This is a genomic window from Microbacterium sp. MYb66, from assembly GCF_002979435.1.
Lineage (GTDB): Bacteria > Actinomycetota > Actinomycetes > Actinomycetales > Microbacteriaceae > Microbacterium.
On the sequence record NZ_PCOV01000008.1, the window covers coordinates 22,780 to 42,607 of the forward strand.

The following is a 19,828-nucleotide window of genomic DNA, read 5'->3' on the forward strand; positions in this document are numbered from 1 at the left end:
ACAGGAAGTGCGACGGGAGCTCGCATGTGCAGGAGGTGGGGCGTCAGCCGTCCAGGGCCTCGCGGATGACGGATGCCGATCGCTGCAGTCGCGCGGCGATCTCGGCGTCGTCGAGGTCGGTCGCCACGTGGACCACGGCGATCGCCGACGGGCGCTGACCGCGGAGCACGAGCGGAACCGCCACCGACTGCACCGTCGGGATGACCTCGTCATGGCTCGTCGCATAGCCCCGGTCCTTCGTGAGCTCGACCGAGTCGCGCAGCTCCGGTGACGCGTCGTCGGGCCAGTCGCCCGGGGAGAGCTGGGCGAGAATCGCCTTGCCCGGGGCGCCGACGGTGACGGGATGCCGTGCGCCGGGGCGCTGGGCGACGCTCGCGACCGCGTGGCGGGGTTCGACGCTCGCCAGGGTGATGCACTCGGCGCCGTCGAGCACCGCCAGGAAGCAGGTCATCCCGAGCTCGTTCGCGATCGCGGTGAGTTCGGGGAGAGCCTCGGCCTGAAGGTCGTGGGCGACCCCGGCCGCGAGTGCGGCCATCCGGGCGCCGAGGCTCACGGCTCCGGCCGCATCCCGCGCGACGAGACCGTGGTCTTCGAGCGTACGCAGCAGTCGATAGGCGATCGATCGATGCACGCCGAGGCGGGTCGCGATCTCGTCGATCGTGAGAGGGCCGCGCGCATCTGCCAGCACCTCGAGGATGCGGATGCCTCGGCTGAGGGTCTGCGAGGCGGGGGAGGCGCCGGTGCTCTCGGGCATGCGGGTGCTCCCTTGCGATCGCGGGCAGGGCGGATTAGGCTGTGTTCAATAGTAGAACGCTGTGTTCGAATATAGAACAAGCTCGCGGGGGATGCAAGGCCCGACGCGCAGGACCCGACGAAGAAGTCCGGAAGGAATCGACGACGATGCAGTTCCACCACCACGGCTACGTCTCCGCTGACCCGCGCGTGCAGGACGCCGCCGGAATCGGAGCCGCCCGCCCCGACGATCTTCCCGACGAGATCGATGTGCTCATCGTCGGCTCCGGGCCCGCGGGCATGCTGCTCGCCGCCCAGATGGCGCAGTACCCCGGCATCGCCACCCGCATCATCGAGAAGCGCGACGGGCGCCTCCCGCTGGGTCAGGCCGACGGCATCCAGCCGCGCAGCGTCGAGACCTTCCAGGCGTTCGGATTCGCCGAGCGGATCATCGCCGAGGCCTACAACATCGGCTGGATGAACTTCTGGGGACCGAACCCCGACAAGCGAGACGAGATCATCCGCACCTCGCGCACCGCCGACTACGCCTATGACATCTGCGAGTTCCCGCACCTGATCGTGAACCAGGCGCGCGTCCTCGACTACTTCGCCGAGGCGGCGGCGAACGGACCCGGACGGATCGTCCCCGACTACGGGGTCGAGTTCACCGGCCTCACGGTCCACGAACAGGGGGAGTACCCCGTCGAGGTGGGCATCCGCTACGTCGCAGGCGAGCGTGCGGGAGAGGAGCGGACCGTCCGGGCGAAGTTCGTCGCGGGATGCGACGGCGCTCGCAGCGGCGTGCGACAGGCCATCGGTCGCACGCACGTCGGCGCCTCCGCCGCACACGCGTGGGGCGTGATGGACGTGCTCGTCAACACCGACTTCCCGGACTGGCGCACCAAGTGCGCGATCAACTCCGAGGCGGGCAACATCCTGCACATCCCGCGCGAGGGCGGCTACCTCTCGCGCATGTACATCGACCTCGGCGAGGTCGCGGACGACGATGATCACCGGGTGCGTCAGACGCCGATCGAAGAGATCATCCGCCGGGCGAACGAGATCCTGCATCCGTACACGCTCGACGTGCGCGAGGTCGCCTGGCACAGCGTGTACGAGGTCGGACACCGCGTCACCGACGGCTTCGACGACGTGATCGACGAGTCGGGGCGCACGCCGCGGGTGTTCCTCACCGGCGACGCCTGCCACACGCACAGCGCCAAGGCCGGGCAGGGTATGAACGTCTCGATGCAGGACGGTTTCAACCTCGGCTGGAAGCTGGGCTCCGTGCTCACGGGCCGTGCGCCCGAGGCGCTGCTCGCGACCTACGGCGCCGAGCGCCGACCCGTGGCGCAGCAGCTGATCGACTTCGACCGCGAGTGGTCGAGCCTGATGGCCCGCAAGCCGGAGGAGATCTCCGACCCCAACGATCTCGCGACCTACTACCTCGCCACCGCCGAGTTCCCGTCGGGATTCATGACGCAGTACACGTCGTCGATGATCACCGGGACCGACGCGCACCAGGCGCTCGCCGCGGGGTACCCGCTGGGGAAGAGGTTCAAGTCGGCCGAGGTCGTGCGCGTCGGCGACGGCAACGTCACCCACCTCGGACACCATGCGAAGGCGGACGGCCGCTGGCGCGTCTATGCCTTCGGCGACCGCACCGGGGAAGCGCTCGCGGCATGGGCCGCCGACGCCGAACCGCTGTTCGCGCGCTTCACCCCGGCGGATGCGGACGTCGACGCGGTCTTCGATGTGAAGGCCGTGTATCAGCAGCCGTTCGAGGAGGTGGAGGTCACGTCCGCCCCGGCGCTGTTCCAGCCGAAGACGGGCCCGCTCGGTCTCACCGACTGGGAGAAGGTGTACGCGGCCGGTCCCAGCAAGTGGACCGAGACCGACATCTTCGCGGCGCGCGAGCTGTCGCGTGACGGCGTGGTGGTCGTGGTGCGCCCCGACCAGTACGTGGCGGCGGTCCTGCCGCTGGATGCGGTGGGCGAGCTGTCCGAGTTCTTCGACGGGGCTCTGCTCCCGGCGCGCTGATACTCCTCGACATGACACGTGTCATGTCGAGATGATGACACCGCCCTCCGGCCCTGGTCGCGTCGCCCGGCCAGGCTGGAGGCATGAACAACACCTCTGTGGATGGGCCGGCGACGCGGGCCGCTGCGCGACCGGCATCCGAAGCCTCGAATGCCGCACCGGTGGTGCTCGAGCTGATCGGCGTCCGGCGCCACTTCGGCTCGGGCGACCGCCGCGTCCAGGCCGTCGACGGGGTGGACCTGTCGATCCGCCGCGGCGAGGTCGTCGCACTGCTCGGACCGAACGGCGCGGGCAAGACGACCACACTCGACATGCTGCTCGGACTCACCGAGCCCAGCAGCGGCAGCGTGCAGGTGCTCGGCGTCACGCCCGATCAGGCGACCTCGAGCGGGGCGATCGGCGCGGTGCTGCAGACCGGCGGCCTCCTGGGCGACCTGACCGTGGGTGAGACCGTGCGTCTCATCGCCTCGCTGTACGGAGCCGGGGCAGCCGCGCGGGTGCCGGAGGTCCTGGCCCGCGCCGACCTGGAGCACCTCGCCCGCCGCCGGGTGTCCAAGTGCTCGGGTGGAGAGCAGCAGCGGGTGAAGTTCGCCCTCGCCATGGTGTCCGACCCCGACATCCTCGTGCTCGACGAGCCGACGGCCGGCATGGACGTCACAGCACGGCGGCACTTCTGGGACGTGATGCGGGCGGACGCGGATGCCGGGCGCACGATCATCTTCGCGACCCACTACCTCGAGGAGGCCGAGCAGTTCGCCCGCCGGACCGTGGTGATGCATCGCGGGACGATCGTCGCGGACGCTCCGACCGCCCTGCTGCGGGCGAGCCTCGGGGAGCGCACCGTGTCGGCGACGGTCGGCACGACCTCTGCGGCACTCGTCACCACCCTGAACGCGACCGACGGCGTCACCGCGGTGCGGCTGGACGGGGATCGCCTCAGCCTGCGCGCGACCGATTCCGACGCGGCCGCCCGCATCCTGCTCGACAACGGCGCACACGATCTCGAGATCGCCGCCCCCACCCTCGAAACCGCCTTCACGGCGCTCACGGAGAACTGACATGCTCGTCTCACCCACCATGCTGCGGATCGAAGGCGTCCGCCAGCTGCGCAACCCGTACACGCTCGCGTTCACCCTCGCGATGCCGGTCGCGATGTACCTGCTGTTCGGCGCCGGGATGGGCTACGGCTCGCTGTCGGCAGGCAACGGCAATGTGTCGTTCTACGTGATGACGTCGATGGCCGCCTACGGCACGGCGGTCGCGATGAGCTCTCTGACGTCGCTCGCCGCGACCGAGGCGAAGCAGGGGTGGGGGCGTCAGCTCGCGATGACCCCGCTGACCACGGCCGGCTACGCACTGACCAAGCTGCTCACCTCTGTCGCCTTCGCGGCGCTGGCGCTGCTGGCGGTGTTCGCCGCGGGCATGATGACCGGAGCGCACGTCGACGACACCTGGCGCTGGGCGGCGACAGCCGGCATCATCCTCGGGATCGGACTGATCTACGGTCTCTTCGGTCTCGGCGTCGGACTGTTCTTCAGCTCCGACTCGGCGGCCGCTCTCGCCTCGATCTCGATGACCTTCTTCGCCTTCTTCGGCAACGTGTTCATGCCGCTCGACGGCGTCATGCTCGACATCGCCCGCTTCACGCCCCTCTACGGCTTCGTGGCTCTGAGCCGGTGGCCGCTGACCGAGGGGGTGCTCACCACGGGTCAGACCGACGAGCTGTGGATGCTGTTCCTCAACGTCGCCGTATGGCTCGCGCTGTTCGTGCTGCTGGTCACGATGGGCATGAAGCGCTCCCGGGCGCGGCAGTGACGGCATCCGGCGACAGTAGGTTGGACGGATGACGCAGTACTCGAAGCGAGAGGCACCGGAGGAAGCCGGCGCCTCTCGCGACGCCGCGCGGGCCGCTGCTCTCGGAGCGCCCCCGGCAGCCTGGTCGGCTCCCGGGGCGCGGGCCCCGCGCGGACCGGTGGGGAAGGACCCCTGGGCGCGATTCGGGTGGTTGATGGCCGTGATCTGGCTGGTCTTCCTCGTCTACCCGGTGATCGCGCTGCTGCGGTCCGAGGCGTCGCCGGCCTGGGTCATCGTGGGCTGGGTCGCCCTGGTCACCTTCGTCCTGCTCTACGTCACCGGCTTCATGCACGGCATGCGCGGCGGCGGGGGGTTGGGGCGGCCGCCGTCGATGCGGCAGTGGATCACGTTCGTGGCCCTCATCGCGTGCGTGCTGGTCTCGGTGCCGGCCGAGGGCGGGTCGGCGCTCAGCTTCCTGCCGTTCATCATGTCTTTCGCCTCCTACGGTCTCACACGCGTGTGGCACTGGATCACGACCGTCGCCGCTGTCGCCGTCACGGCGCTCTGCGTCTTCCTGCTCCCCGGTGGCCTCAACTACCTGTCGGTCCTGGCGATCGTGGGGCTGCTCGGCGTGGTCAACACGGTGTCGACGTGGCTCATCATCCGCTCGGCCGAGGCGGAGCAGCTCGGCCTCGAGCTGGCGACGAGCGAGGGACGCGAAGCGGTGGCCCGCGACGTGCACGACCTGATCGGCCACTCGCTGACGGTCGTCGGACTCAAGGCGCAACTGGTGCGGCGGCTCATGGACTCCGACCCGGAGCGGGCGAAGGCCGAGCTCGCCGACATCGAGCGGCTCACCGCGGAGGCGATCGCCGGCGTCCGTTCGACGGTCGCGGGAACGCGCGCGACGACGCTGGTCGAGCAGCTCGCATCGTCGCGGGACTCGCTTCGCGCGGCGGACATCGAGTTGACGGTCGAAGGCGAGCCGGGCGCGCTGTCCCCGGTGCAGGCGATCACCGCGAGCTGGATCCTGCGTGAGGCGACGACGAATGTGCTCCGGCACTCGCAGGCCCGCAGCGTCCGCGTCGCGTTGGCTCCGGGGCGGATGATCGTAGAGGACGACGGCGGAGGCGTCCGCGCGCCCGAGGGCAACGGCATCCGGGGGATGCGGGAGCGGGCGGCGGTGGCAGGGGCGGGTTTCGCGATCGGAACGGCGGATGCGGGCGACGCGGGCACCCGTGTGGAGCTGACCTGGTGAGCGCTTCCAGCGATGGTGCAGTGATCCGTCTGCTGATCGCCGACGACCAGGCGCTGGTTCGCGGGGCACTGGGCGCGCTGCTCGACCTGGAGCCCGATCTCGCCGTGGTCGGCATGGCGGCCGACGGAGCCGAGGCCGTGCGCCTCGCGGAAGACCTCCGTCCCGACGTCTGCCTGATGGACATCCAGATGCCCGGGATGGACGGCGTGGAGGCCACGCGTCGCATCCGCGAGGCGAGTCCGGCGACGCGGGTGCTGGTCGTGACGACCTTCGCGCGGCCGGGGTACCTGCGGTCGGCGCTGGACTCCGGAGCCAGCGGCTTCATCGTGAAGGACACACCCGCCGAGCAGCTGGCCGAAGCGGTGCGTCGAGTGCATTCCGGACTGCGGGTGCTGGATCCGGCACTCGCCGCCGAGGGGCTCTTCGATGGCGCGAACCCGCTGAGTGAGCGGGAGCGACAGGTGCTGCGCCTGGCGGCCGACGGGCGCTCGGCCGCGGCCATCGCGGCGGAGGTGTTCCTGTCCGCCGGAACCGTGCGGAACCATCTCTCCGCGGCGATCGGGAAGACGGGTGCGGCGAACCGGGCGCAGGCCGTGCGGATCGCACTCGACAAGGGCTGGATCTGACGCTCAGTCGTCTCCAGCGGATGGCGACAGTGCACGCTGTGCCGCGGCCTGCTTCTGCCGTGCGAGCCAGGTGTGGCCGGCGATCGCGGCCCGGACCTCGGCGGAGTAGTCCCTCCCTCCGTCCGGGTGACGAAGGAGGTTCCTCCGGTGGAAGGGAGACTCCTCCCGGTGAGGGCCGCTGCGGTCGATCCGCCGGGCGAGTTCGCTGAGGCTGTCGCGGCCGGCTTCGTGGTACTCCTGGCGCTCCGCTTGGTACAGGCGGATCAGGCACGAGTCGTCGGCCATCGAGGTGATCGTGTACCGGGAGTCGAGGTACAGGTCGCCGTGCTGTTCGACCAGGAACCACGAGCCCGGCTCATGATCGACGTAGCGCATCGCATCGCGCACCTCGGCGATGCGGGCGGCGTCGCCCCACTCCTCGACGGGAGGGATCGCTTCGAGGGGTCGTCGCAGGGCGGCATCGAGCGGGAGGTACCCGAATGTCGGAGGGGCGTCGCGATACAGGGTGAGGCAGGCGACCCGGCCGCACTCAGTGCATGTGACCTGGCTCTCGACCCGCTCCATCAGGGCGGAGGCGTGCAGCAGTCGGAGGTCGGCGAGGCGGACGGCTCCGCCGGGTGCTTTGAGCACTCCTGCGTCGACCCCAGCCACGAGAGCGGTGACCGTGCCGTCGACGTCGAAGGAGCCGTCGCCGGCGCGCACGATCAGATCGCGGCACACCGGGCAGTCCTCGTCCGCCGGACGGCACGTGTCCTTCGGATCGTCCGCGGTGACGGCCACACGCTGCAGGTCTCCGGCTCGACGGCCCCCATGCTTCACGAACTCCGGGCGCAGATAGGCGGCCTCGAGGACGAAGTAGCGGTCCCCGTCTGCGAACCTCCACGGGACGTCGAAGATGGCCTTGAAGTCGGCGAAGGTCGCATCGTCGTCGATACCCAGGATCCACTCCGCGGCGTCGAGGCCCCGCGGAGCGAACCGTGTCGGCGTGAGATGCAGGATCACGGCGACGACCGCGTCGTCGTGCATCACGATCTCTCCGCCCGACTCGAAGAGCAGGTGCTGCGAGAGCACGGCCGGTTCGCCGATGCGGCGCTCGGAGATCTCCACCGGTTCGGGGCCGAGCACATCGATCAGACGCACCACGGGCGTATCCTCTCGTGCCAGGCAGAGGGCGTCGAGGATCAGGGGCATCCGGTCATGCTCTCGACGTCGCGTCACCCGACCAGTATCCGTCACCGAGGAGGGCGGCTCCACCGACCTTCACCCGGTCACGATGCGCCGACCGCTCTGGTGCGACGTCGGTGGCCGCGCGTACCGTGGACGCCGATGGGCGACGGCGCCCGACAGGAGGAGTGCGTGATGGATTGGAAGATCGAACTCATCTTCGTCCCGGTCTCGGATGTCGACCGGTCGAAGGCCTTCTACGAGAAGATCGGCTTCCACGCCGACCACGACCAGACGCCCGTCGAGGGGCTGCGGTTCGTGCAGATGACTCCACCGGGCTCGGCCTGCTCGATCGCCTTCGGCACGGGCCTCGGGAACGACCTGGAGCCGGGGCAGCAGAACACGATCCAGGTCGTGGTGCCCGATGCGGATGAGGCGCTGGCGCATCTGCAGGGACTCGGCGTCGAAGCCCGCGGCGTGGAGGACATGGACTGGGGCCGGTTCGTGTCCTTCGACGACCCCGACGGCAACACCTGGACGCTGCAGGAGCTGCCCGACTACGGAGCTCGGGGCTAGACGACGGTGGTCGCCGACATCGACGCGGTGTCGGCGACCACCTCGACCTTGAAGCCTGCGGTGTTCTCGAGCCACCCCGCGTAGTGCTGTTCGCCGCCGGCGTGCGGGTAGCGCTCGGCGTAGAGCGGGTGCCAGCCGTGCGCCGGGGCCTCGGTCATGAGCGCATCCACGGCACGGGCGTCGCCACCGCGGAACGCCAGATGGTTGAGCCCGGCGCGACGACGGTCGTGGGCGGCATCCGACAGATTCGGAGAGGTCGTGAAGGTGAGGTAGGTCCCGCCCGCGGCCCAGGATTGCCCGCCACCCCATTCGCTGTCGAGCGTGAAGCCCAGACGATCGAGGATCCAGCGCCATTCCGTGCGCACGGCATCGAGGTCGGCGACCCACAGTTCGACGTGATGGAGACCCGGCATCCTCCGAGTCTGCCAGTCGAGTCAGGAGTTCACGCGGATGATCTCCTGCTGGTACGGCGCGATCACATCCCCGGAGATGCGCAGGTCGAGGAGCAGGAAGCGGCGGGTGGAGGCGTCCTCGGCGGTCCAGCTCTCGAGACGGGCGAGGTCGGCGAGCGAGCGAACGACCACGCCTTCGGCTCCGACGGCGGCGCCGAACGCGGCGAAGTCCACCTCGGGGATGCGCATCGGTCCCTCGGCCAGGCCCTTGAGGCCGTACAGGTTCACCTCCGCGCCGTACGCCGCGTCGTTCCAGACGACGGCCATGCCCCGGCCGCCGGCCGCGCGGACGGCGGATTCGAGGTCGGCGATCGCCATCAGCCCTCCGCCGTCGCCCGAGGTGAGCACCACGGTCGATTCGCGTCGCGCCAGAGCGGCCCCGACGACGCTCGGCCAGCCCTGGCCGATGGACTGGAACGCGGTGCCGATCATCATCATGCGATCGGGGGCGGCAACCGGCCAGTACATGTTCGCCCAGCCGATGAAGTGGCCCCCGTCGGACACGACGACGCGGTCCTCCGGAAGCAGCTCGGCGATGCGGCGAGCCGCGGAGCGCGGGTCGAGGCGGCCATCGGCGGCGAGGTCGTCACCGGCCTCGTACGCCCGGGCTGCTGCGACATCGACGATCTCCCGCCACGGGCTCGACGGCACGGAGTCACCGAGCCGGGACACGAGGGCCTCGGCGGCCAGACGGGCATCGGCGCGCACGAACCCGCCGACGTGGGCATGGGTGGCAGCGGGGGCGATGTCGATCTGGAAGACCCGTGTGCCGGGGGCGAACAGCTCGCCGAACCGCATCGTGAACTGGTTCAGTGAGGCGCCGAAGACGACGGCGACGTCAGCCGTGCGGATGAGCTCCATCGCGCCGTCGGCACCGAATCCGCCGGTGACGCCGAGGTCGTACTGCGACTCGGGGAACACGCCACGGCCGAGCGCCGACGACGCCGTCAGCGCTCCGGTCGCGGCGGCGAGTTCACCCAGCGCCGCGCTCGCACCGGACAGCCAGGCACCGCGGCCCGCGAGCAGGAACGGCCGCTCGGCGCCGGCCAAGGCGGCGGCGATCTCGTCGAGCATCCCGTCGGCGAACTCGCCGCGCGGTGCGAGCGGTGCCGGGATGCGCGGTGACGGGGCCTCCGGCACATCGCCCGCTTCGAGCGCCGCGACGTCGTAGGGGATCGCGAGCACGACCGGGACGCGGTAGGTCAGGGCGTGCTCGATCGCGATGACCGTGGTCGCCGCGGCATCCGCGCGGCCCACCGTATAGGTGCGGGCTCCGACGGCCGAGGCGAGCGCGATCTGGTCGACGTCCCACGGACGCGGTCCGGAGGTCGGCTCGTCGCCGACCACGAGCACGAGCGGCACATGAGCCTGCACGGCCTCCGCCAGCGCGGTGAGGGTGTTGGTGAACCCGGCGCCGTAGGTGGAGGTTCCGGCAGCGATGCGCCCGGACGCGCGGAAGTGGGCGTCGGCGGCGACGACGGCGCCCTGCTCGTGACGGACGGCGGTGAACACGGCATCCGTCTGCGTCTCGATGGCATCGAGGAAGTAGGCGTTGCCGTTGCCCATCACGCCGAAGACGGCATCGATGTGCTGGGCGAGCGTGAGAGCGACGTGCGCGGAGACGGTGGGCATGCGAGAGCCTTTCGAGACAGGGACGGAGGAACTGCGGTTTCCGTATGTGTCTCGCCTCCGCGTCTTCGCGAAGTGCTTCGTGCCTCTTTTTCAGGCACCGGTCGGGCCGGACCCGCCCAGTCTATCGGCGCAGCGCACAGGCGGGCGGGTGGATGCGGGAGAATGCACGAATGACTGATGCGGCTATCGAGCGCGAGACGCTCACCTGGGACGGCTTCGGCGCGGCGACGCGCGATCTGGCACGAAACATCCTCGACAGTGGATTCATGCCGGAGGTCGTCGTGGCGATCGCGCGTGGAGGGCTGCTTCCGGCGGGGGCGATCGCGTACGGTCTCGGAGCCAAGAACTGCGGGGCGATCAATGTCGAGTTCTACACCGGCATCGGTACGGTGCTCGATGCCCCCGAGGTGCTTCCTCCCGAACTCGACATGGCCTATCTCGACGGGCGCCGGGTGCTCCTCGTCGACGACGTCGCCGACTCCGGCCGCACACTCGCCCTCGCCGTCCAGCTGTTGAAGGACAAGGGCGCCGACGTGCGGTCGGTCACGATCTACACCAAGCCGTCGACCATCATCCAGCCCGACTTCGCCTGGAAGGACACCGACCTCTGGATCAACTTCCCGTGGTCGTACCGGGGAACCGTTCGCGAAGAGGACCAGGGGCTCGCGCCGTCCGCGTGAGCGCCCGCACGCGGTTCACGCGTGCAGCAGCGACCGCAGGGTCTGGATCGTGTCGGCTTCGGCGGCGGTCTTGTCCGGACGGTAGCCCTTCACGCGGGCGAAGCGCAGCGCGATGCCACCCGGGTAGCGCGGGGAGCGCTGCACACCGTCGATCGCGATCTCCACGACGATGTCCGGCCGCAGGAACACGGTGGATGCCGTGCGGCGCGTCTCGTGCTCGGGGAACTCGGCGGTCTGCCAGCGCAGCAGCTCGTCGGTGAGGCCCTTGAAGGTCTTGCCGACCATGACGAAGCCGCCGGGGTCGCCGAACTCGCCGTCGGGATCGCGCGCCCCGAGGTGCAGATTCGACAGCCAGCCGCGTCGGCGGCCGGAGCCCCACTCCGCGCCCAGGACCACCAGATCGAAGGTCAGCACGGGCTTGACCTTGATCCAGGACTTGCCTCGGCGTCCGGCCGTGTAGGGCGCGTCGACGGACTTGACCACGACGCCTTCGTGTCCTGCGGCGAGAGCTTCGCGCGACAGCTGCTCGGCGGCCTCGGCATCGTCGGTGACGATGCCGGGCATCCGCCACTCGCCGGCCACGCGCTCGAGTTCGGCCAGCCGGACGGTGAGCGGCTCGTCGAGCAGGTCGCGCCCGTCCACGTGCAGCACGTCGAAGAACCACGGGCGCAGCACGAGCTCGCGGGACACGTCGGCGCCGAACCTCGACATCGTCTCCTGGAACGGACGTGGTCCGCCGTCTTCGTCGAGCGACAGCGTCTCACCGTCGAGGATGACGTCGTGCACCGGCAGCGACCGCACGATCTCGACGATCTCCGGCACGCGGTGGGTGATGTCGGCGAGGCTCCGCGTGTAGACGCCGACCTCGTCGCCGTGACGATGCACCTGGATGCGGGCGCCGTCGAGCTTGTATTCGACGGATGCCCGACCGGTGATCTCCAGTGCGGCGGTCGCCGTCGCCGCGGTGGCTGCCAGCATCGGCAGGACCGGGCGCCCGACCTGCAGCCCGACCGCCTCCAGATCGCCCTCCGCTCCGGTGAGCGCGATGAGTGCGGTCTCGCCGAGGTCGCCCGACAGCATCGCCGCTCTGCGGACGACGGCCGGTGCGCGGTCGGCCGCGCGGGCGATCGCGTCGGTGAGCACCCCGGAAAGCGCGCCGGTGCGCAGCTCGCCGAGCATCGCCCTGGCGAGGAAGTCCCACTCGACGGCGGTGGCGCCTGACGCGAGCTCGCCGAGGATGCGGGTGCGTGCCGCCGCCGACCCGGAACCGGAGGTCGCGGCGAGGGCATCCAAGGAGCGGTCGACGTCGCCGACGGTCAGGGTGGGACCGTCGGCGTGTGCGATGTCGAGCGCCGCGATGCCGCGCCAACCCACGCCCAGCCGTCCTTGACGCGGCGAGGCGAGCAGGAGCCCCATGACGGCGGGGATCTCGGACACGTCGGCGCGCGCGAGCAGATCGGCGAGGGCCTCGATCTTGGCGAGGCGGGACGACGTCGCCCCGACGCGGTCGGCTGTGGTGACGAGCTCTTCGAGCTTCATCCCCGCATTCTCGCACCGGCCCCCGACACTCGGTCGGCGTCGCGTCTCAGCGCCCGCGGAACTCCGGCTTCCGCTTCTCCTGGAACGCGGCGAACCCCTCGCGGTAGTCATCGGTGTCGCACAGCGCGGCCTGTGCGGCGTTCTCGATGCCGACCGCATCCCAGAGCGCGAGCCTCTCGTCGCGGATCCTCGCGATCAGCTCCTTGCTCGCGAGGAACGCGGCCGTGGCACCGCGGGCGGCAGCAGCCGCGGCATCCGTCGTCGCCTGCACCACCTCGTCATCGGGGAACACGCGCGAGAACAGGCCGGACGCGACGGCCTCCGCACCGCTCATCAGGCGCCCCGTGTAGATCAGGTCGAGGGTCTTGTGGGCCCCGAGCCGGTCGAGGAAGAGGGCGTGGCCACCGGAGTCGAGCGTCGCGCCGAGCGCGGCGAACGGGGACCCGATCTTCGCGGACTCGGCGACGTACACGACATCGGTCGCGATCAAGAGGCCGAGTCCGACGCCGAGACAGGCGCCGTGCGCGACCGCGAACGTCGGCGCGGGGAAGCGTGCCATGCGCTGCAGCAGCGGGGTGACGAGGCCGCCGAGATAGCCGAGCACGTCGTCGTCTCTCGGGTCGACGCCGGAGATGTCGCGCCCGGCGCAGAACGCCCGTCCCTCGCCACGGAGCACGAGCGCCCGCACCCCTGCGTTCTCCGCCGCATCGTACGCGGCATCCAGCTCGTCCAGCGCCTGCTCGTCGAGGGCGTTCCGCTTCGCCGGTGCGTTCAGCACGATGGTGGCGACGTCGTCGGCGATGGTGAGGTCGATCATGGGGGCCTCCGGGTCAGACGTCGTAGTCGACGACCACACGGTCGCTGGTCGGGTGGGACTGGCAGGTGAGCACGAATCCGCGCTCGAGCTCGTCGGGCTCCAGTGCGTAGTTCTCGGTCATGGTCACGCTGCCCTCGATGACTCGCGCCCGGCAGGTGCCGCATACACCGCCCGCGCACGCGAACGGGGCGTCGGGCCGCACGCGCAACGCCGCATTGAGCACCGACTCGTGCGCGTCGACCGGGCTCTCCACGGTGGAGGAGACGCCGTCGAGCGTGACCTCGATGCGCACGGTCTTCTGGCCGGAGCGGACCTGCACGGGACGGGCGGCACGAGCGGGTTCGTCGCCGGTCGTGAACAGCTCGAAGCGGATGTGCGAGCGGTCGACGCCGACATCGGTCAGCACGTCGCGACACAGATCCACCAGGGCGAGCGGGCCGCACAGGAACCACTCGTCGACCGTCGCGGGCGGGATCAGCGTGCCGAGGATCGTCCGGAGCTTCTCCTCGTCGATCCGGCCCGACAGCACCGGCGCCGCCCGCTGCTCCCGCGAGAGCACGTGGTGCAGCACGAGCCGGGTCGGATACCGGTCCTTCAGATCGGCGAGATCTTCCAGGAACATCACGTCGAGCGTGGCGCGGTTCGTGTAGAGCAGCGTGAACCGCGAGGTGTCGGAGCGGGTCAGCACCGTGTGCGCGAGCGCCATCAGGGGCGTGATGCCGGAGCCTGCGGCGATCCCGACGACGTGACGGTGGTCGAGGTCGTCGAGGGCGGACGTGAACGTTCCCTGCGGGCTCATCACGTCGATCTCGAACCCGGGCTGGAGGCCGGTCTGCGCCCATGTCGAGAACAGTCCGCCCTCGTCGCGCTTCACGGCGACGCTCAGGCGGGTGTCACGGCCGTCGTCGCGGTGCTCCGGCGCGCGACAGAGCGAATACGAGCGTCGCACCTCGACGCCGTCGAGCGTGGTGCGCAGGGCGACGTACTGGCCGGGCAGGTGGTCGTACTCGTCGGCGAGGGCTGCGGGCACGGTGAACGTCACCTCGACCGCGTCGTCGGTGAGCGGACGCACGTCTTCGACCGTGAGGGTGTGGAAACGGGCGCGCTTTCGAGGAGCAGCGGTCTCGCGCGGAGCCGTCGATCGCGGGACGGATGCCGGGGCGGACGTGAAGAGCGACATGTCAGTGCACCTTGAAGTGGTCGAAGGGCTCGAGGCACGCGCGGCACTCGAACAGCGCCTTGCACGAGGTGGAGCCGAAGTGGGAGACCTCACGGGTGTCGAGGGAGCCGCAGCGCGGACAGCGCACGCTCAGGGAGAGTCGGATGGGACCGGTCGAAACCGCGGCCCGGCCGGAGGGCGGCGCGATGCCGTACTCCTCGAGCTTGGACTTGCCGGCATCCGTCATCCAGTCCGTGGTCCACGCGGGGGAGAGGACGAGGCGCACTTCGACCTCGTCGTATCCGGCCGCGGTGAGCGCGAGGATCACATCGTCGCGGATCGTGTCCATCGCGGGGCAGCCGCTGTAGGTCGGCGTGATGTCGACGTGCACGCGGGAGCCCTCGACCAGCACCGCTCGGAGCACGCCGAGGTCCTCGATCGTGAGGACGGGTACTTCGGGGTCGGGGACGGCAGCGGCGATCCGCCAGGCGTCCTGAGTGGCGGTCCGCGTCACCATGATGCCCCCGGATGCCGGCGGGCGAGCACCTGCATCTCGGCGAGGATGTGGCCGAGCGGCGTCGCATGGGCGCCGTGCCGTCCGCCGGCCGAGGATGCGGCGACCGGCGGGACCGTCAGCTCCGCTTCGGCGAAGACCGTGTCGACCACTCCATCGAATCCTGCGCGCAGGCTCGACGGGCGCACCGCCGCATCGCCGAGGCGACCGATCAGGTCGTCGTCGCGGAACAGCTCTTCGACATACGGCCAGACGTCACCGGTCGCGCGGATGATCCGGGCGCGGGACTCCTCGGTGCCTCCGGCGAGGCGCAGCATCCACTGCACCGCGTGATCGCGGTGGTAGTCGACCTCCTTGAGGGACTTCGCGGCGATGGCTGCGAAGGTCTCGTCGCTGCTGGAGCGGAGGGCGGAGTACAGCTCGAACATGTACGTGGCGACGACGAACTGCCGGGCGATCGTCTGAGCGAAGTCGCCGTTGGGCTGCTGCACGATCCAGGCGCACCGGAACTCCGGCTCGTCGCGGAAGAAGGCGAGGTCGTCTTCGCTGCGGCCGTCGTATGAGCCCGCGTAGTGCAGGAAGGAGCGCGCGTGTCCGAGGAGGTCGAGGGCGATGTTCCCGAGTGCGACGTCTTCCTCGAGCTCGGGGGCGCGGGAGATCCATTCGCCCAGCTGCTGGGAGAGGATCAGTGCGTCGTCGCCGAGGCGGAGCGCATATTCGGCGATGTCGGCGGAGGCGGCGACCGCGCCGGTGCCGGAGAGCTCCTGGGACAGTCGGAGCTCGTCGACCGAGACGTCGCCGTGGACGTCGATGTCGTCGTGTGCCGTGCTCACAGGTGCGGCACCCCCTCGGACGCCGTGTAGTACACCGCGTGGCGGTAGTTCTTGCCTGCAGGGCTCTCGAAATACGCGCCCTTGGCGTCGGGGTCGCTCGTCGTGATCGCGTCGGCGGGGGCGACCCAGATCGAGACGCCCTCGCCGCGCCGCGTGTAGAGGTCGCGGGCGTTGCGGATCGCCATCTCGGCATCCGGGGCGTGCAGGGAACCGACGTGCACGTGGCTCAATCCGCGGTTGGCACGGACGAAGACCTCCCACAGCGGCCAGGGTTCGCGCTCGTCCGCACCCGGGGTCGCCATCATGCCACCGCCTTCGTCTTCAGAGACTGCTTACGGGCGTACTCCGCGGCTGCCTCGCGTACCCAGGCGCCTTCTTCGTGGGCGGTCCGTCGGCGTTCCAGCCGCTCCGCATTGCACGGACCGTTGCCGCGCAGCACCTCGAAGAACTCGTCCCAGTCGATCTCGCCGATGATGTACCGGCCGGTCTCCTCGTCGAAGCGCAGCTCGGGGTCGGGCAGCGTGACGCCCAGGATCTCGGCCTGCGGCACGAGCATCCCGACGAAGCGCTGACGGAGCTCATCGTTCGAGAACCGCTTGATCTTCCACTTCATCGACTGCGCCGAGTTCGGGGACTGGTCATCGGGGGGACCGAACATCGCCAGGCTCGGCCAGTACCAGCGGTTCACCGCGTCCTGCGCCATCTGCCGCTGTTCCTCGGTGCCCTGCATGAGCGAGAGCAGGATCTCGAAACCCTGCCGCTGGTGGAAGGACTCCTCCTTGCACACGCGGACCATCGCCCGGCCGTAGGGCCCGTAGGATGCCCGGCACAGCGGTACCTGGTTGCAGATCGCGGCACCGTCGACGAGCCAGCCGATCGCGCCCATGTCGGCCCAGGTCGGGGTCGGGTAGTTGAAGATCGAGGAGTACTTGGCCTTGCCGCTGATGAGCTGATCCATCATCTCGTCGCGGGTGGTGCCGAGGGTCTGCGCGGCGGAGTAGAGGTAGAGGCCGTGGCCCGCCTCGTCCTGCACCTTCGCCATCAGGATCGCCTTGCGCTTGAGGCTCGGCGCGCGGGTGATCCAGTTGCCTTCCGGCTGCATGCCGATGATCTCGGAGTGCGCGTGCTGGGAGATCTGCCGCACGAGCGTCTTGCGGTACGCGTCCGGCATCCAGTCGCGCGGCTCGATGCGCTGCTCGTTCGCGATGAGCTCGTCGAACAGGCGTTCCTCATCGGAGATCTCGCCCACCAGGGACAGGTCTGCGGGACTGGTCATCGTCGACTCCTCAGCATCCGGTCATCTTTACTGACCGATCGTTAGGTAATTCTGACACAGCAAACTGCGCGATTCAAGCCGCAGTGCTCGGGCTCGCTCACTGCGAGCGGGAGATCAGCTCCAGGAGTGCGCGGCCGTAGGCCTCGGCGGGGTCCGGATGCTCGAAGGCGAGCGAGACGCCGGCGATCTCGATCTCGACCCGGAAGGCGTCGTCGAGACGCACCAGCGAACGGAAGGTGCCGCGCAGCAGTTCACGCAGCTGATCCTCGCCCGGGAGCCAGACCGCGTCGGCGAGGGTCACGGCGTCGAGCGCCCACTCCGTCGTGCCGTTGAAGGCCAGATCCGTGCCGCTCGGCGTCTGCCGCGCTTCGATCGTCATCTCGCTGACCGTGTACACCTCGGCCTCCGCTTCGAGTTCCACCTCGTTCGGCAGGTCGAGCTGGAACCGATCTCCTTCGGCGGGATGCCACACGAGTCCGGAATCCCGCAGGGCGACGGCCAGCTCGCGTGTGATCATCCCTTCACGCTAGACGACGGGATCCCCGGCAGAGGCCGGAGAAGCTGTGGACGCGCGGGTCGACGTGTCGGCGGGGTGAGGCAGAGTGGGGACATGACCTCCGCAGCCCCCGTCGACACCCGTGAGGCCGCGCTCGCCGCGCTGCGTGATCTCGTCGGCCGACCAGACGCCGATTTCCATGACGGGCAGTACGAGGCGATCGAGGCTCTGGTCGAAGGGCGCCGCCGTGCCCTCGTGGTGCAGCGCACCGGATGGGGCAAGTCGGCGGTGTACTTCGTGGCCACGCTGCTGCTGCGACGTCAGGGCGCCGGTCCGACCGTGCTCGTCTCGCCGCTGCTGGCGCTCATGCGCGACCAGATCGCGGCCGCCGAGCGCGCGGGAGTGCGTGCGGTCGCGATCAACTCCACCAACGCGCACGAATGGTCGGACGTGCTCGCGCAGCTCGATCGCGACGAGGTCGACGTGCTGCTGGTCTCGCCCGAGCGACTCAACAATCCCGCGTTCCGCGAGCAGCAGCTGCCGGCGCTCGTGCGCCGCATCGGGATGCTGGTGGTCGACGAGGCCCATTGCATCAGCGACTGGGGACACGACTTCCGTCCCGACTACCGGCGCCTGCGCGACCTGATCGCGCAGATGCCGGCCGATGTGCCGGTGCTCGCCACCACCGCGACCGCGAACAGCCGCGTCGTGGCCGACGTCGCCGAGCAGCTCGGCAGTCTCCAGCCCGACGGTGAGGCCGGAGCCGAGCCGGTGCTCACGATCCGCGGCCCGCTCGCGCGCACCTCGCTGCGGCTGGGTGTGCTGCGCCTGCGGGACTCGGCGAGCCGCCTGGCGTGGCTGCTGAGCCACCTCGACGACCTGCCCGGCTCCGGCATCATCTACACGCTGACCGTCGCGGCGGCCGTCGACACCGCCCGGCTGCTGCGCGATCACGGTCACGACGTCCGGGCGTACACCGGGCAGACCGACACCGACGAGCGCGCGGAATCCGAGGGGATGCTCAAGCGCAACGAGGTCAAGGCGCTCGTCGCCACGAGCGCGCTGGGCATGGGGTTCGACAAGCCCGATCTGGGCTTCGTACTGCACCTCGGGGCGCCGTCGTCACCCGTGGCGTACTACCAGCAGGTCGGCCGTGCCGGGCGTGCGAGTGAGAGCGCCGACGTGCTGCTGCTGCCCGGGGTCGAGGACCGCGACATCTGGCACTACTTCGCGACGGCATCGATGCCCGACCGGGAGCGGGCGGAGCGGGTGATCGACGCGCTCGGCGACGCTCCGATCTCGACGCCTGCGCTCGAGGCCATGGTCGACATCCGCCGCACGCCGCTCGAGCTGCTGCTCAAGGTGCTCGACGTCGACGGTGCGGTGCGACGCGTGCAGGGCGGCTGGGTCGCGACCGGCGAGCCCTGGACGTACGACGCCGAGCGCTACGAGCGCATCGCCGCCGATCGTGTCGCCGAGCAGCAGCACATGATCGACTACGAGCAGACCGACGGGTGCCGCATGGAGTTCCTGCAGCGCTCGCTCGACGACGACACGGCCGTGCCCTGCGGGAGGTGCGACAACTGCGCGGGCGGATGGTTCCCCCGCGAGATCGGGGAGTCCGCGAGCACGCAGGCCGCCGAGTCGCTCGATCGGGTCGGCGTCCCCATCGAACCGCGGCGGGCGTGGCCGACCGGAGCGGATCGGCTGGAGGTGCCGGTCAAGGGGCGGATCGCCGCTGACGAGCAGGCGGGAGAGGGGCGAGCGCTGGCTCGTCTGACCGACCTGGGCTGGGGTGGCGCGCTGCGCGACCTGTTCGCGGCGGGCGCGCCGGATGCCGCCGTGACGCCGCAGCTGCTCCAGGCCTGTGTCCGTGTCCTGGCCGGATGGGGCTGGGACGAGCGGCCGGTCGCCGTGGTGGCCTTGCCGTCACGATCGCACCCCCTGCTGGTCGACTCCCTCGCCCGCGGCCTCGCCGACATCGGGCGGCTGCCCTACCTCGGCGCGCTCGAACCGGTCGCCGGGGGCCCGAGTGGACAGCCGGGCGGGAACAGCGTCTTCCGTCTCGCCGGCGTCTGGGATCGCTTCAGCGCGCAGCACCTCGATGTTCCCGCAGGGCCCGTGCTGCTGGTCGACGATCTGGTCGACAGTCGCTGGACGATGACGGTCGCCGCGCGCACGATGCGCCAGGCGGGGGCGACCGAGGTCCTGCCCTTCGCGCTGGCGTTGCGCGGCTGAGG

At 70.2% G+C, this 19,828-nt stretch carries 20 protein-coding genes; 8 read left to right on the top strand and 12 right to left on the bottom strand.

The features are described from left to right. Nucleotides 1–43 precede the first annotated feature (43 nt). Nucleotides 44–754: an IclR family transcriptional regulator gene (locus CQ045_RS14830; protein ID WP_105725070.1), complete on the bottom strand. Its 711-nt coding sequence runs from the start codon at nt 752–754 to the stop codon at nt 44–46. A 146-nt stretch (nt 755–900) separates the two neighbouring features. Here CQ045_RS14830 and CQ045_RS14835 point away from each other — a divergent pair, with 146 nt between their 5' ends. The 5 genes from CQ045_RS14835 to CQ045_RS14855 all read left to right on the top strand — a co-directional run bounded on the left by CQ045_RS14835 (nt 901) and on the right by CQ045_RS14855 (nt 6,450). Next, on the top strand, nt 901–2,772 hold the full coding sequence (locus tag CQ045_RS14835; RefSeq protein WP_105725072.1) for an FAD-dependent monooxygenase: 1,872 nt from the start codon (nt 901–903) through the stop codon (nt 2,770–2,772). Between the two features lie 83 nt (nt 2,773–2,855). Continuing rightward, on the top strand, nt 2,856–3,830 hold the full coding sequence (locus CQ045_RS14840; RefSeq protein WP_105725074.1) for an ABC transporter ATP-binding protein: 975 nt from the start codon (nt 2,856–2,858) through the stop codon (nt 3,828–3,830). A gap of 1 nt (nt 3,831) precedes the next feature. Then, complete coding sequence (locus tag CQ045_RS14845) at nt 3,832–4,587, top strand: ABC transporter permease (RefSeq protein ID WP_105725076.1); 756 nt, start codon at nt 3,832–3,834, stop codon at nt 4,585–4,587. 28 nt (nt 4,588–4,615) lie between these two features. Then, the gene (locus tag CQ045_RS14850) at nt 4,616–5,824 is read left to right on the top strand and encodes a sensor histidine kinase (protein ID WP_105725078.1); all 1,209 of its coding nucleotides are present in this window, start codon (nt 4,616–4,618) and stop codon (nt 5,822–5,824) included. After that, nucleotides 5,818–6,450: a response regulator transcription factor gene (locus CQ045_RS14855; RefSeq protein WP_219844440.1), complete on the top strand. Its 633-nt coding sequence runs from the start codon at nt 5,818–5,820 to the stop codon at nt 6,448–6,450. The genes CQ045_RS14850 and CQ045_RS14855 overlap by 7 nt, the downstream gene beginning before the upstream one ends. A gap of 3 nt (nt 6,451–6,453) precedes the next feature. Here the strand turns inward: CQ045_RS14855 and CQ045_RS14860 are convergent, their stop codons facing one another. After that, the gene (locus CQ045_RS14860) at nt 6,454–7,668 is read right to left on the bottom strand and encodes a hypothetical protein (protein WP_146115255.1); all 1,215 of its coding nucleotides are present in this window, start codon (nt 7,666–7,668) and stop codon (nt 6,454–6,456) included. A 141-nt stretch (nt 7,669–7,809) separates the two neighbouring features. On the opposite strand from CQ045_RS14860, the gene CQ045_RS14865 reads away from it, so the two are divergent. After that, on the top strand, nt 7,810–8,190 hold the full coding sequence (locus CQ045_RS14865; RefSeq protein WP_105725084.1) for a VOC family protein: 381 nt from the start codon (nt 7,810–7,812) through the stop codon (nt 8,188–8,190). On the opposite strand, the gene CQ045_RS14870 is transcribed toward CQ045_RS14865, so the two are convergent. Beyond that, on the bottom strand, nt 8,187–8,603 hold the full coding sequence (locus tag CQ045_RS14870; RefSeq protein ID WP_105725086.1) for a VOC family protein: 417 nt from the start codon (nt 8,601–8,603) through the stop codon (nt 8,187–8,189). The two genes, CQ045_RS14865 and CQ045_RS14870, sit on opposite strands and share 4 nt — an antisense overlap. 21 nt (nt 8,604–8,624) lie before the next feature. Continuing rightward, nucleotides 8,625–10,274, bottom strand: coding sequence for a thiamine pyrophosphate-binding protein (locus tag CQ045_RS14875; protein WP_105725088.1), 1,650 nt, complete (start codon nt 10,272–10,274; stop codon nt 8,625–8,627). Nucleotides 10,275–10,444: 170 nt separating this feature from the next. Between CQ045_RS14875 and CQ045_RS14880 the strand changes: the two genes are divergently transcribed. After that, a complete protein-coding gene (locus CQ045_RS14880; protein WP_105725090.1) occupies nt 10,445–10,954 on the top strand; it encodes a phosphoribosyltransferase in 510 nt (169 codons plus the stop codon). Between the two features lie 15 nt (nt 10,955–10,969). Here CQ045_RS14880 and CQ045_RS14885 read toward each other — a convergent pair whose 3' ends face one another. From CQ045_RS14885 to CQ045_RS14920, 8 genes are all read right to left on the bottom strand, one after another. Beyond that, nucleotides 10,970–12,493 carry an ATP-dependent DNA ligase gene (locus tag CQ045_RS14885; RefSeq protein WP_105725092.1) on the bottom strand — a complete coding sequence of 508 codons (1,524 nt, stop codon included), beginning with the start codon at nt 12,491–12,493 and terminating at the stop codon, nt 10,970–10,972. 46 nt (nt 12,494–12,539) lie between these two features. Next, nucleotides 12,540–13,310, bottom strand: a complete 771-nt coding sequence (locus tag CQ045_RS14890; RefSeq protein WP_105725093.1) for an enoyl-CoA hydratase/isomerase family protein — start codon at nt 13,308–13,310, stop codon at nt 12,540–12,542. A gap of 13 nt (nt 13,311–13,323) precedes the next feature. Further along, entirely contained in the window at nt 13,324–14,490 is a 1,167-nt protein-coding gene (gene paaE, locus CQ045_RS14895) for a 1,2-phenylacetyl-CoA epoxidase subunit PaaE (protein ID WP_105725095.1), read from the bottom strand. Between the two features lies 1 nt (nt 14,491). After that, a complete protein-coding gene (gene paaD / locus CQ045_RS14900; RefSeq protein WP_105725097.1) occupies nt 14,492–14,986 on the bottom strand; it encodes a 1,2-phenylacetyl-CoA epoxidase subunit PaaD in 495 nt (164 codons plus the stop codon). Further along, nucleotides 14,980–15,816, bottom strand: coding sequence for a 1,2-phenylacetyl-CoA epoxidase subunit PaaC (gene paaC, locus CQ045_RS14905; RefSeq protein ID WP_105725098.1), 837 nt, complete (start codon nt 15,814–15,816; stop codon nt 14,980–14,982). Before paaC ends, paaD begins: the two co-directional genes overlap by 7 nt. Next, nucleotides 15,813–16,118: a 1,2-phenylacetyl-CoA epoxidase subunit PaaB gene (gene paaB, locus CQ045_RS14910; protein WP_017828375.1), complete on the bottom strand. Its 306-nt coding sequence runs from the start codon at nt 16,116–16,118 to the stop codon at nt 15,813–15,815. Before paaB ends, paaC begins: the two co-directional genes overlap by 4 nt. Then, nucleotides 16,118–17,092: a 1,2-phenylacetyl-CoA epoxidase subunit PaaA gene (gene paaA, locus CQ045_RS14915; protein WP_105725101.1), complete on the bottom strand. Its 975-nt coding sequence runs from the start codon at nt 17,090–17,092 to the stop codon at nt 16,118–16,120. The genes paaB and paaA overlap by 1 nt, the downstream gene beginning before the upstream one ends. Nucleotides 17,093–17,189: 97 nt before the next feature. Next, nucleotides 17,190–17,609 (bottom strand): pilus assembly protein CpaE, encoded by a 420-nt coding sequence (locus tag CQ045_RS14920; protein WP_105725103.1) that lies wholly within the window; start codon nt 17,607–17,609, stop codon nt 17,190–17,192. Nucleotides 17,610–17,702: 93 nt separating this feature from the next. On the opposite strand from CQ045_RS14920, the gene CQ045_RS14925 reads away from it, so the two are divergent. Beyond that, nucleotides 17,703–19,826 carry a RecQ family ATP-dependent DNA helicase gene (locus tag CQ045_RS14925; RefSeq protein ID WP_105725105.1) on the top strand — a complete coding sequence of 708 codons (2,124 nt, stop codon included), beginning with the start codon at nt 17,703–17,705 and terminating at the stop codon, nt 19,824–19,826. The last annotated feature ends 2 nt before the right edge of the window (nt 19,827–19,828 follow it).